Origin of the sequence: Xanthomonas protegens (assembly GCF_038442435.1) — a bacterium.
GTDB lineage: Bacteria > Pseudomonadota > Gammaproteobacteria > Xanthomonadales > Xanthomonadaceae > Xanthomonas_A > Xanthomonas_A sontii.
The window spans coordinates 123,932-136,811 of sequence record NZ_JAQJCQ010000006.1; the positions used below are offsets into that span (position 1 = coordinate 123,932).

Annotated in this window: 10 protein-coding genes; 6 read left to right on the forward strand and 4 right to left on the reverse strand. The window is 67.3% G+C overall.

What is annotated here, in order from left to right; translation table 11 throughout:
- Positions 1 to 36: 36 nt before the first annotated feature.
- Entirely contained in the window at positions 37 to 1,005 is a 969-nt protein-coding gene (locus PIQ37_RS09095) for a LysR family transcriptional regulator (RefSeq protein WP_048490679.1), read from the reverse strand.
- A gap of 108 nt (positions 1,006 to 1,113) precedes the next feature.
- Between PIQ37_RS09095 and aceB the strand changes: the two genes are divergently transcribed.
- The 4 genes from aceB to PIQ37_RS09115 all read left to right on the forward strand — a co-directional run bounded on the left by aceB (position 1,114) and on the right by PIQ37_RS09115 (position 8,152).
- On the forward strand, positions 1,114 to 2,757 hold the full coding sequence (gene aceB / locus PIQ37_RS09100; protein WP_342073211.1) for a malate synthase A: 1,644 nt from the start codon (positions 1,114 to 1,116) through the stop codon (positions 2,755 to 2,757).
- A gap of 140 nt (positions 2,758 to 2,897) precedes the next feature.
- A complete protein-coding gene (gene aceA, locus PIQ37_RS09105; RefSeq protein ID WP_017908067.1) occupies positions 2,898 to 4,193 on the forward strand; it encodes an isocitrate lyase in 1,296 nt (431 codons plus the stop codon).
- A gap of 247 nt (positions 4,194 to 4,440) precedes the next feature.
- Complete coding sequence (locus PIQ37_RS09110; RefSeq protein ID WP_017908068.1) at positions 4,441 to 5,484, forward strand: GGDEF domain-containing protein; 1,044 nt, start codon at positions 4,441 to 4,443, stop codon at positions 5,482 to 5,484.
- 28 nt (positions 5,485 to 5,512) lie between these two features.
- Complete coding sequence (locus PIQ37_RS09115) at positions 5,513 to 8,152, forward strand: putative peptide modification system cyclase (RefSeq protein ID WP_342073212.1); 2,640 nt, start codon at positions 5,513 to 5,515, stop codon at positions 8,150 to 8,152.
- On the opposite strand, the gene PIQ37_RS09120 is transcribed toward PIQ37_RS09115, so the two are convergent.
- Entirely contained in the window at positions 8,092 to 8,433 is a 342-nt protein-coding gene (locus PIQ37_RS09120) for an NHLP-related RiPP peptide (RefSeq protein ID WP_148830015.1), read from the reverse strand. The genes PIQ37_RS09115 and PIQ37_RS09120 overlap by 61 nt on opposite strands.
- Positions 8,434 to 8,535: 102 nt before the next feature.
- Here PIQ37_RS09120 and PIQ37_RS09125 point away from each other — a divergent pair, with 102 nt between their 5' ends.
- Positions 8,536 to 9,702: a putative peptide maturation dehydrogenase gene (locus PIQ37_RS09125; protein WP_342073213.1), complete on the forward strand. Its 1,167-nt coding sequence runs from the start codon at positions 8,536 to 8,538 to the stop codon at positions 9,700 to 9,702.
- On the opposite strand, the gene PIQ37_RS09130 is transcribed toward PIQ37_RS09125, so the two are convergent.
- Positions 9,697 to 10,197 carry a cupin gene (locus PIQ37_RS09130; RefSeq protein WP_342073214.1) on the reverse strand — a complete coding sequence of 167 codons (501 nt, stop codon included), beginning with the start codon at positions 10,195 to 10,197 and terminating at the stop codon, positions 9,697 to 9,699. The two genes, PIQ37_RS09125 and PIQ37_RS09130, sit on opposite strands and share 6 nt — an antisense overlap.
- Positions 10,198 to 10,363: 166 nt before the next feature.
- Positions 10,364 to 11,986: a SulP family inorganic anion transporter gene (locus PIQ37_RS09135; protein WP_342073215.1), complete on the reverse strand. Its 1,623-nt coding sequence runs from the start codon at positions 11,984 to 11,986 to the stop codon at positions 10,364 to 10,366.
- 299 nt (positions 11,987 to 12,285) lie between these two features.
- Here PIQ37_RS09135 and PIQ37_RS09140 point away from each other — a divergent pair, with 299 nt between their 5' ends.
- Positions 12,286 to 12,717 carry a hypothetical protein gene (locus PIQ37_RS09140; protein WP_342073216.1) on the forward strand — a complete coding sequence of 144 codons (432 nt, stop codon included), beginning with the start codon at positions 12,286 to 12,288 and terminating at the stop codon, positions 12,715 to 12,717.
- Positions 12,718 to 12,880 lie beyond the last annotated feature (163 nt).

Consider the following 12,880-nt stretch of genomic DNA (forward strand, 5'->3'; position numbering starts at 1 on the left):
AGCGCAAGGGCGCCGCTGACGCGCGGCCGTGCGCAGCTACCGCTCCGACGGCCCGCTCTCGTCGTAGCCGCGCGGGGTGAACAGGTCCGGCTGGATCAGCTCGATGAAGGCGCGTGCCTGCGGCGACAGGTACTTGCCCTTGCGCACCACCACGCCGTAGCTGCGCGCCGGGAAGTAGTCGCCCAGGGCGCGGGTGGCCAGGCGCGCGCGGTCGGCGTCGGTGAGGCAGATCGAACTGACGATGGACACGCCCATGCCCATCGCCACGTACTGCTTGATCACCTCCCAGCCGCCGACTTCCAGCGCCACGGTGTAGGGCACGCGCGCCTGCTGGAACACCAGGTCGACCAGGCGATAGGTGACCTGGCGCCGCGGCGGCAGGATCAGCGGGTAGGGCGACAGGTCTTCCAGGGTCAGCCTGGGCTTGCGGGCCAGCGCGTGGTCGCGCGGGGCGATCAGCAACTGTTCGAAGCGGTACACCGGGGCGTAGCTGAGGTCGGCCGGCACGTCGAGCATCGAGCCGACCGCCAGGTCCACCGCGTCCTCGCGCAGCAGGTCGGTACCGTCGGCGCTGATCGCGTTGTGCAGGGTCAGCCGCACCTGCGGGTGGCGGGCGCGGAAGGCCTCCACGATCTTGGGCAGCAGATAGAGGATGGTGGAACTGTTGGCGGCGACGTTGAGTTCGCCGGCGTCCAGCCCGCGCGCCTTCTCGCGGAAATCCGCCTCCAGCCGGTCCAGGCTCTCCACCAGCGGCTGCGCCATCTCGTACAGCAACTGGCCCTCGCGGCTGGGCACCAGGCGCCGGCCGCTGCGCTCGAACAGCACCACGCCCAGTTCGCGTTCCAGCGCCTGCAACTGCAGGGTCACCGCCGGCTGGCTGACGAACAAGGCCTCTGCGGCACGCGACACCGCGCCCAGTCGCACCGTCTGGCAGAACGCGCGCAGCGGCTTGAGCCGGTCGGATTTGTAGGGAAATCGCGGGGTTGCGGCGCTACCCGTGGCCATGACGTGATAGATATAAGGCTTGCTTATATAAAGCATTGACAAAACTGCTTTGTCAAATACATGCGCCGGAAGCACGGTGGAGCCCCGGAAACATCGAGGAATCCCCACATGTCCGCCCCCGCTTTCGCCACCGCTCCCGACCCGTCCACGCGCTCCACGCCGGGTATCGCGCTCACCGCTTCGCTGGCCGGTCAGGACGCCCTGCTGCCGCCGCCGCTGCTGGCCCTGTTGGTGTCGCTGCACCGGGCGATCGAGCCGGAGCGCCAGGCGCGGTTGGCGGCGCGGCGAGAGCGCCAGGCGTTCTTCGACGCCGGCGGCCTGCCGGACTTCCGCGACGACACCCGCGCGATCCGCGAGGGCGACTGGCAGGTGGCGCCGCTGCCCGAGGCGCTGCAGGACCGCCGGGTCGAGATCACCGGCCCGACCGATCCGAAGATGGTCATCAACGCGCTGAACTCCGGCGCCAAGGTGTACATGGCCGACTTCGAGGACTCGACCGCGCCGACCTGGCGCAACCTGGTCGCCGGCCAGCGTGCGCTGGCCGAGGCGGTGGCCGGGACGCTGACCTTCACCGCGCCGGCCGCGCGCGACGGCAGCCCGGGCAAGCGCTATGCGTTGCGCCCCTACGAGGAGCAGGCGGTGCTGATCGTGCGCCCGCGCGGCTGGCACCTGGACGAGAAGCACGTGCTGGTCGACGGCCAGCCGCTGGCCGGCGGCCTGTTCGATGCGGCGCTGTTCGCCTTCCACAACGGCCGCGCGCTGCAGGCCAAGGACCGCGGCCCGTACCTGTACCTGCCCAAGCTGCAGTCGATGGAGGAAGCGGCGCTGTGGGAGACCGCGCTGGCCCACATCGAGGACATGCTCGGCCTGCCGCAGGGCCAGATCAAGGTCACCGTGCTGATCGAGACGCTGCCGGCAGTGTTCGAGATGGACGAGATCCTGCACGCGCTGCGCGGCCGCATCGTCGGCCTGAACTGCGGCCGCTGGGACTACATCTTTTCCTACCTGAAGACCTTCCGCCGGCATCCGGACCGGGTGCTGCCCGAGCGCGGCCAGGTGACCATGACCCAGCCGTTCCTGAAGGCTTACTCGGAACTGCTGATCCGCACCTGCCACCGCCGCGGCGCGCATGCGATGGGCGGCATGGCCGCGCAGATCCCGATCGGCCACGACGAGGCGGCCAACGAGCAGGCGATGGCGCGAGTGCGCGCGGACAAGTTGCGCGAAGTCACCGCCGGCCACGACGGCACCTGGGTGGCGCACCCGGCGCTGATCCCGATCGCCCGTGCGGTGTTCGACGAGCACATGCGCACGCCGAACCAGCACGCAGTGCGCCGCGAGGACGTGCAGGCCGACCGCGACACGCTGATCGCCCCGTCCACCGGCACCATCACCCGCGCCGGCTTCGAGGGCAACATCGAGGTGTGCGTGCGCTACCTGGCGGCGTGGTTGGACGGCAACGGCTGCGTGCCGATCCACCACCTGATGGAAGACGCCGCCACCGCCGAGATCAGCCGCAGCCAGCTGTGGCAGTGGCTGCACGTGGGCGGCCTGCACCTGGACGACGGCACCGCCATCGACTTTGCCCTGTTCGACGCCTGCCTGCGGCAGTTACCGGCACGGCTGGGCGAGCGCGCGCTGCTGCCGGGCGGGGCGCGGGTGGACGAGGCCATCGCCTTGCTCGATCGCCTGACCCGCGACGAAGAACTGGCCGACTTCCTGACCTTGCCGGCCTATCAGTTGATCGATTGATGTGAGGCCGGGAGTGGGGATTCGGGAATGGGGAATCGTGGAAGCGATACCCCTGCGTCGGATCCCTTCCATGCCGGCCAAGCCTTAAATCCGACACCCCCACCGTTTCATCGCTGCATCCATTTCGAGGAGAACGCCAGATGAGCACCACGCTGCAGACCGCCGAACAGATCCAGCGCGACTGGGACACCGATCCGCGCTGGGCCGGGATCACCCGCAACTACACCGCCGCCGACGTGGTGCGCCTGCGCGGCACGGTGCACGTGGAGCATTCGCTGGCCCGGCTCGGCGCCGAGAAGCTGTGGAAGTACCTGCACGAGAAGGACTTCGTCAACGCGCTGGGCGCGCTGACCGGCAACCAGGCGATGCAGCAGGTCAAGGCCGGGCTCAACGCCATCTACCTGTCCGGCTGGCAGGTCGCCGCCGACGCCAACCTGGCCGGGCAGATGTACCCGGACCAGTCGCTGTACCCGGCCGACTCGGTGCCGGCGGTGGTCAAGCGCATCAACAACACCCTGCTGCGCGCCGACCAGTTGCACCACGCCGAAGGCAAGGACGAGATCGACTTCCTGCAGCCGATCGTGGCCGACGCCGAGGCCGGCTTCGGCGGCGTGCTCAACGCCTTCGAGCTGATGAAGGCGATGATCGAGGCCGGCGCGGCCGGCGTGCACTTCGAGGACCAGCTGGCCTCGGTGAAGAAGTGCGGGCACATGGGCGGCAAGGTGCTGGTGCCGACCCGCGAGGCGATCGAGAAGTTGAACGCCGCGCGCCTGGCCGCCGACGTGATGGGCGTGCCGACGCTGCTGGTGGCGCGCACCGATGCCGAGGCCGCCGACCTGGTGACCAGCGACATCGACCCCAACGATCGCCCGTTCACCACCGGCGAGCGCACGGTCGAGGGCTTCTTCCGCACCCACAAGGGCCTGGACCAGGCGATCAGCCGCGGCCTGGCGTACGCGCCCTACGCCGACCTGATCTGGTGCGAGACCGGCAAGCCCGACCTGGAGTTTGCGCGCAAGTTCGCCGAGGCCATCCACGCCAAGTTCCCCGGCAAGCTGCTGGCCTACAACTGCTCGCCCAGCTTCAACTGGAAGAAGAACCTGGACGACGCCACCATCGCCAAGTTCCAGCGCGAGATCGCCAGCTACGGCTACAAGTTCCAGTTCATCACCCTGGCCGGCTTCCATGCGCTGAACTACTCGATGTTCAACCTGGCGCACGGCTACGCGCGCCGGCAGATGAGCGCCTTCGTCGAACTGCAGGAGGCCGAGTTCGCCGCCGCCGACCGCGGCTTCACCGCGGTCAAGCACCAGCGCGAGGTCGGCACCGGCTACTTCGATGCGGTGACCCAGGCGATTCAGCAGGGCCAGTCCTCGACCACCGCGCTGAAGGGCTCGACCGAGGAAGAACAGTTCCATGGCGAGAAAGCGGCCTGACCTGCAGCCAGGCGCGCCGATCGATCGCCCCTCCCTGGCAGGAGGTGGGAAGCCCGGGTTCGCCCGGGCTTTTTTTCGTGCGCTGCCGTCGGCGGAACGACGCTGTCTACCGCGTGCGACAGATCGCCGCAGCAGCGGCTGCGACGTCTCTCGCAGGAGCGAGATTGCCTGTGAAACGTATCGTGAGGGCGGCGTGTAGGTGCTATGCTCCGCGGACAGGGCCAGCGACGTCACATTAGGGGGCCGGATGAGCTGCGACAGCGCCGCATCCACCGCACGCGGCACAATTTCCAACGCTGCGGTCGCTCCGAAGCCGAACGAGCTGGCGGTGCTGACCGCCGCAGAATTGCGCCTGTTTTCCGAGTTCGGTCGCGCCCGTACGGTGCGCGCCGGCGACGTGCTGTTCCGTCGCGGCGACGGCGGCAGCGCCATGTTCGTGATCACCAGCGGCGTGATCGATCTGGATTTCGGCGAGGACCTGGTGGTCAAGCACCTGGGCCATGGCGAGTTCTTCGGCGAGCTGGGATTGCTGATCGGCAACCACATGCGCAGCGCCGACGCGCTCGCCGCCAGCGACGGCGCCCTGGTGGAGCTGGACCACGACGATTTCCAGCGCCTGGTCGAGCGCGACCCGGGCGTGGTCGCCTACTTCCTGCGCCGCACGATCATGCGCGTGGTGATGAACGAGCAGACCCTGATCCGTCAGCTGCGCCGGCGCAACCGCGACCTGGAAGCCGCGCTGGACAACCTCTACGCCACCACCCACCAGCTCAGCCAGACCGAGGAGCTGGTGCGGACCGACGAACTGACCGGTCTGCACAACCGCCGCGGACTGATCCTGCGCCTGCAGGAGTGTCGCCGCGATGGCCGCTCGCCCGGCCCGGGCCTGCTGCTGATCGACTGCGACCGCTTCAAGCACATCAACGATGCCCACGGCCACCTGGTCGGCGATCGCGTGCTGCAGAACGTCGCCAACATCCTGCGCTCGGTGGCCGGGCCGGACGACACGGCGTGCCGCCTGGGTGGCGACGAGTTCTGCCTGCTGGTGGCCGCCGGCACGGTCGAGGACCTGCGCCGCATCGGCGAGTTCGTGCTCGCCACCGTGCAGAACCTGCTGGGCGTGCCGCACCCGGCGCCGCACATCTGCCCGGTCAGCATCGGCATCAGCCGGGTCGATCCGCATTCGGACTGGAACGACTGGTACGCCAACGCCGATGCGGCGCTGTACGAAGCCAAGCGCCAGGGCGGCAACCGGCTGTACTGGCACGACCTCGCCTCCGCCCCCTGCTGAGCTACCGCGTCCCCGCCGAGCCGCCGCCATGACCGATGCCACCGCACCGCAGCCCGAGGTCCCGCAGCTTCGTACCCTGCTGCTGACCGACCTGTGCGATTCGGTGGCGCTGGTGGAAAAGCTCGGCGACGCCAATGCGGCCGAGCTGTTCAAGCGGCACGACTCGCTGGTGCTGGAGTTGCAGCAGCGTTGGCGCGGCCGCCTGATCGACCGCTCCGATGGCCTGCTGCTGCTGTTCGAACGGCCGATCGACGGCCTTGGGTTCGCCCTGGACTACAGCCGTGGCCTGCACGCGCTGGGCGCGTCGCGCGCGCTGGACCTGAAGGTGCGCGCCGGCCTGCACGTGGGCGAAGTGCTGACCTGGCGCAACAGTGACGCCGCCGTGCAGGTGGGCGCCAAGCCGTTGGAAGTGGAAGGCCTGGCCAAGCCGACCGCGGCGCGGCTGATGACCCTGGCCCGGCCCGGGCAGATCCTGCTCTCGGCGGTGGCCGAGTCGCTGACCCACCGCGCCGCGCGCGAACTGGGCGAGCGCGGCGAGCGCCTGCTGTGGAAATCGCACGGCCGCTGGCGCTTCAAGGGTGTGCCGACCCCGCTGGAGATCTACGAAGTCGGCGAGATCGGCCACACCCCGCTGCGCGCGCCCAAGCCCACGCCCAAGGCCTGGCGCGACATCCCGCTGTGGCGGCGGCCGGCGGCGCTGGCGGCGGAGGCGGCGCTGATCGCCGCGTTCGCGGTCGGCGCCTGGTTCGTCACCCGCCCGCAGCCGGCCATCGCCTTCGCCGAACGCGACTGGGTGGTGGTGGGGGATTTGCGCAATCTCACCGGCGACCAAGTGCTCGACGAATCGTTGGATCAGGCATTCCGGATCAGCCTCGAGCAGTCGCGTTATGTGAACCTGCTGAGCGATCTCAAGGTGCGGGATACCTTGGCGAGGATGAAGCGTCATCCCAACAGCCGCGTGGATCGGGCACTCGCGTCGGAAATCGCATTGCGCGACGGCGCACGTGCCGTGATATTGCCGACCGTCGCTGAAGTCGGTGGGCGCATCCAGGTCACTGCCGAACTGATTGATCCGGTGACGCAGGGGACGGTTTATACCGAATCCAAGACCGGACGTGGTCTGGAGTCGGTATTGGCGTCGGTAGACGCAGTTAGTGGGCAGCTACGGCGCGAACTCGGGGAGGCGATGCAGTCGGTAGAGCAGGCATCCAAGCCGCTTCCCCAGGTCACCACGTCCAACCTCGACGCACTGCGCGCCTATGCGCTCGGCGTGGAAGCCACTGCCGCTGGCAAATGGAAGCAGGCCGAGCAGAGTTTCCAGGCCGCGACCGACCTGGATCCACAGTTCTCCCTGGCGTATCTCGGGATTGCTCGAGTGCTTGCGGCGACATCTGATAGGGCGGCAGCGTTGCCTTATCTAGCGCGCGCGACCCAGTTTTCAGACCGGCTGCCTGCGCGGGACCGCCTGTACCTCAGCGCATGGACGGACGAATTGAAGGAAAGCCCTGCGGCGCTCAGCGGATGGCAACAGCTATCACGCTTGTATCCCGACAATTTTTCTGGGCACGGGAATGCGTTCTGGCATTTGTTCCAGGCCAATCGCTTCGACGAGGCGTTGTCGCATGCAGTTGCTGCAGACACGCAGCAGGACCCGTATCAATCGATAGCGATCGACGATATTGGTCGCGTCTATCTCGTAAAAGGGCAGTTGCCACGGGCCAAGGCTCAGTTCACGGAGTTCGCATTGAAGGGCAAGAGCGGTCCTGCGCGCAGGCTGGCGAATGTGCTTGCGCTTCAGGGCAACTATCCTGAAGCGGAAGCACAGCTTCGTTCGATTCCCCCTAGCGGCTATCCGGATGACGATCTTGTGCCTCACTTGGACCTGATCACGACCAAGGTGGATCGGGGAGACTGGGCTGCGGTCACCACGCAGGTGCGCGAGGCGATTGAAGCCAGCGGTTCCGCCAACGACTTCACCCAAGCACAGTTCGGTTTCGTGGACCTATCGATCCAAGCCATGACGCAGCAGGCAGCCGACGTGTTGCCGCGGTTGAGACAATGGCAAGACGGGCAGTTGCAACGATTGGGTCAAGCCGCTCCTGGTCAACCTTATGCCGCTGATCGTGCTGCCCTGATCCTTGCTGTCGCCCACCTGGCGCAGCGTTTGGGAGATGACAGCCTGTCATCGCGTGCATTGAAGGCAACTGCGCCATGGACTGAGGCGACCGCGGACCCTGTACTCGTCAAGTTGACGAGGATCGTGCAAGCAGGTCGTTATCGCCTCGGCGGCGACTACGCGAGGGCGCTGGAGCTATTGGCTCCGCGCGACGACGACTTGTTGCAGGGGCGAGTGGCCTTGTACCTCGCCTTGCAGGCAACGGGCGATTACCGCCAGGCACTTGAACAGGCCGAGTGGATCGGCAGCCATCGTGGACTTGCCTACGGAGAGGCATCGGCCGCGCAGTCATTGCAAAGCTTGAATGTCGCCGATACTCGAATGGCTGAGCGGTGGGCCGCCGAAACCCTGTCGCGTCTGGACAGGGTTCCGGATGCAACCCGGAGGATGCAGGCGCTGCGGGCCGCTTGGCCGAGCGTCGCCATGCCGCCTTACTTGAGAGAAACGCTCGAAGCGACCTTGCCTGCTTCGAAGCAGAAGATGACGTGGTGATTGCCATCCACGGTCAGATGGCTGACCAGCTCCGCACGCGCCTGTGCGATTTCTTCCTTCGAGGCCAGTTGCTGCGAGGTCATGCAATAGAACGGAGCGCCCTGCTTGGGCGGGCTCGCATCATTGGCCAGTGCTTGGGCCGCCGGGGCATAGCCCAGGCTGGCAAGCGCCGCAGCCGGATTCTCCTGGAATGTGGTACGGAAGGCGTCGTCCGTGCTCAGCAGTTCGAGCAGGCGGTCGGCGATATCGGCGGGCAACGGATCATGGTTGGCGGCATTCATGGCAGGATTGGTCTCCAAAGAGCGGTGGGATGGGGGCCACAAAAGGGACTGCGGCAACTCTCTATCGGCATCATCGCCGCCTAATTGAACGGATTTCCGGATATGCGTGTACGTCGCTGCTTTCATCTGTTTCTGGAGCCGCGCGACGTTGGTCGGTTCGATCTGGCCTCCTTGCTCGCAGGGGGCAACGGTCTACGGCGAGAGCGGCGCTGGATCGCCTTGGCTCCCCATCTTGAAGTCGAGTTAGAGGTCGAGGCCAGCGAGCGGGAGTTGCTGGGCTCGCTGTGTGCAGTCGAATGGACCGAGGCAAGCACCTTGCCCGAGGCGGCGATCCGGCTGATCGAGATCGGTCTCCTGGTTCGCGAGGATGACATCGCTCAGGATGGCTTCGCCGGTCGCGATGCCGCCATGCGCGCCACGTACTGGTGGGGCCCCGCAGCTTTGTCCCACAGATTCGGTCGTTGGCAGGGAAGCGACAGCGTGGCGTCGATGGAAGCCAACGGGCTGACGACGGCGGCCGGTCTGTGTCAAAAGCTCGGCCCGCCGCCTTCTGAAGTGGGTTCGCGCTGTGCGCCCGAAGTGCGCTTGCACTTGCCTCGCCAGGCGGAAGACGCGTTCGACGCCTTGCTTGCCCGCCGTGCGACTTGCCGAAATTTCGACACGGCGCGGCCACTGCCATTAGCGGCGTTTTCGCAGTTGCTGCAGCGCGTCTTCGGCGCGCGTGCCAGGGTCGAGGCGAACGACATGGCGGCTTTCCTGAAGAAGAATGCGCCCTCTGCCGGCGGTCTACATGCTACCGAGTGCTATTTGCTGATCCAGCGAGTGGATGGGCTCGCGCCTGGCCTGTATCACTACCACCCAGTCGAGCATGCACTTGAGCCGCTGCCTCCACCAGAAATGGCGCTTGGTGAATTGGCACGGACTGCGGTTGCCGGTCAGTACTGGTTTGCAGACGCACCGGTATTGGTGGTGATGGTGCCGCGCTATGCTCGGATATTCTGGAAATACCGCCATCACCCGAAGGCATACCGTGCTCTGTTGCTTGATATGGGGCATCTATCGCAGTTGTTGTATCTATGCGCCACTCAGGCCAAATGGGGTGCCTTTGTCACGTCGGCAATCAACGAGGTGGACATCGAGCAAGCATTTGGTCTGGATGGCCTGCATGAAAGCCCTTTGGCAGTCTGTGGCTTTGGTTGGCGTGCGCCGATGCTTGCCACTGCCGAGTTTGATCCGGGCGGTGATGTCTGGCAGGCGGATGTCTCATAGCGCTGATCTCTCCCACTGCTCAAGCAACGGCCCCTCCGCCCCAAACAGCGGATCGATGCACGGAACCGGCACCTGCGCGATGCGTTGCAGCATCGCGGCGTCGGGCGCCTCACGGCAGATGTCCCAGTCCTGGCCGTCCGGATAGGCGCCGACGACCATGAAGTCGGTGCTGGCCGACAGCCGGCAATGGCCGGTGCCGGCCGGCAGCAGCAGGGCGTCGCCGGCCGCGAGCGTGACCTCGATACCGCCCGGGCCGCCGAGCAGCACATGGGCGTTGCCGCGGGCGACGCCCAGCACCTCGTGCGCGGTGGAGTGGTAGTGGTGGTAGTCGTAGATGCCGTCGCGCCATTGCGGCGGCCAGCCGTGTGCGGCGAAGCGCCGCTCGAAGCCGTCGGCATCGATGGCGCCCACGCACTGCCGGTAGTGCAGCACCGGCAGGAACGGGTGGTTGGGCACCCAGTCGTACGGCGGCAATTGCCAATGGTCCAGCGGCATCGCGGGTCTCCTGCGCAGTCGGTCGGCAGGCCGATGCTAATCGTGCGACGTCGTCGCCATGTCAGCGCATGAGCGGAACGCGATGATTGTCGCGCGGCGACCGCCAGATGATGTGTTCGCCGCACCACGCGTCCTCTCGCTGCCGTGTGGACGCTGCTTGGCGGCCTCAATGCAAGGGAATGCGCTCCGCGTCCTCGCGATGGTGCGTCCCCAGCCGTCCGACCATGGCCGCGCTGCCCGGGTTCAACCCCACGACGTCGACTTGCGCGCCGTGGCGGCGAAATTTCAGTACCACCTGGTCGAGCGCGCCGATGGCGCTGATGTCCCAGACATGCGCGTCGCTCAGGTCCAGGGTGACCCGCGCCGGCGCGTGGGCGAAGTCGAAGGCACCGGCGAAGCCGCCGGCCGAGGCGAAGAACAGTTGGCCGCGGATGCGGTAGGTGTGGCCGCCATCGGCGTCCTCGCTGCGCGCGATGTGCAGCATGCGCCCGACCTTGCGCGCGAAGAACAGCGCCGACAGCAGCACGCCGGTGAGCACGCCGCGCGCCAGGTCGTGGGTGGCCACGGTCACCGCGACGGTGCCGAGCATCACCACGCTGGAACTGGCCGGGTGGGTGCGCAACTGCGCCAGCGAACGCCAGCTGAACGTGCCGACCGAGACCATGATCATCACCGCCACCAGCGCGGCCATCGGGATCTGCCGCACCCAGGCGCCGGCGAACACCACCAGCAGCAACAGCACGCTGCCGGCGACCAGCGCGGACAGGCGCCCGCGCCCGCCGGACTTCACGTTGATCACCGATTGCCCGATCATCGCGCAGCCGGCCATGCCGCCGAACAGGCCGCTGACGATGTTGGCCACGCCCTGGCCCACGCATTCGCGGTTCTTGTCGCTGGGCGTGTCGGTCATGTCGTCGACGATCTGTGCGGTCATCATCGACTCGAGCAGGCCGACCACGGCCATCGTTGCCGCGACCGGGAACACGATCCGCAGCGTTTCCAGCGTCCACGGCACGGTCGGCAGCAGCAGGCTGGGGAGGCGATCGGGCAGTTGTCCCTTGTCGCCGACGGTGGGCACGTGGATGCCGAAGTACAGCGCCATCCCAGTCAGCAGCACGATCGCCACCAACGGCGGCGGCACCGCCAGGCCGCGCGTCCAGCGTTGCCCCAACAGCAGCGCCGCAGCGCCACCCACGGCGATCGGCAGCAGGGTCCACGGCGCCATGCTGCCGGCGGTCAAGGCCGCGCCTAGCACCAGCAGCCACAGGCCGATGCCGGGGAAGCTGCGCTGCGACAGCCAGGGCAGGCCGTAGATCAGCAGCAGGCCCAGCGCCACCAGCGGGTAGACCGGGACGGGCACGCCGATCAGTTCGGGCAGTTGTGCCATGAAGATCAGGATCGCCAGTGCATTGACGAAGCCGGTGATCACCGAGCGCGAGACGAAGCGCATCAGCGCACCGAGCTTGAACAGCCCGGCCAGGATCTGCAGCACGCCGGTCAGCAGCGTGGCCGCCAGCAGGTAGGGCACGCCGTGCTGTTTGACCAGGCCGATCATCAGCAGCGCCATCGCGCCGGTGGCGGCGGAGATCATGCCGGGGCGTCCACCGGCGAAGGCGATGGTCACGCAGATGCAGAAGGCCGCGTACAGGCCGATCTTGGGGTCGACGCCGGCGATGATCGAGAACGCGATCGCCTCGGGAATCAGCGCCAGTGCGACGACCAGGCCGGCGAGCACGTCGCCACGGAGATTGCCGCACCACGATTGGCGCAGGGAAGAGGAAAATTTCAAGGTAAACGCTCCCGACACTGCCCCTGTCGCAGGGCAGCGCTCGCTGTATGCAATGGAAAACCAGCAACCTGCGGCCTGCCGTCGAGGCGGGCCGATGCAAGCTGCGGGTGTCAGGGTGGCGTCATGGGAAGCGCGTAGTGAGAGAGCGGCGCGAGCGGGCGCGCGCCGCCAGTATACGCGATGGCTGCCGCCGCGCCCGCTGTGACCGCGTGCACGCTGCCGCCGCCGCACGACTCACGTTGCGCTCACTTTCGCCGCGCAGAATGTGCGGATCGCAACGCCGTATCGTGGAGTCGGCCATGCAGGATCTTCGCATCGATCATGTCGATGGCGCCTTGTCCGCTCTGGACCAGGCCGACCCGCAGTACAAGGCCGCGCTGTGGCAATGGGCGTGCCTGGAAATGCTGCACGAGACGCTCACTGCCATGCACCAGCTCTCGCACCGCGCCGGCGTGGCCGAACTGGTCGCCGACGCCTGGCTGGCCCCGGTCGACGTCATCGCCCCGGAGCAGCCCTTCTTGGAGCGTGCCGCCTTGGCCGATCCACGCGTGCCGGCCTTCGCACTGGCGCTGAATGCGGCGGCGTCGCGGCAGTCGCGCGCCGACTTGTGGCGCAGCGGCTATGCCAGTGCGGTACAGGCCACCCTGCAGGGCATGCAGGCGCTGGCCGGCAAGCATCGGATCGATGCCCGCTTGCCCGCCCACCATGCCGCGGCGACGGCTGCGGCCTGAGCACGGTGTCGACCATAACGTTCGTGCGCTGCTGCCCCGCCTAGCGACCGTGATGGCGCACTACGCGTTCTGCTCGTACTGACTGTCTGCTCGCACTGCATGGTCTTCGCCGCAAGGCGGGGCGTATGACCGAAGCGACGATGCGGTTGACCGGACGCAGCCG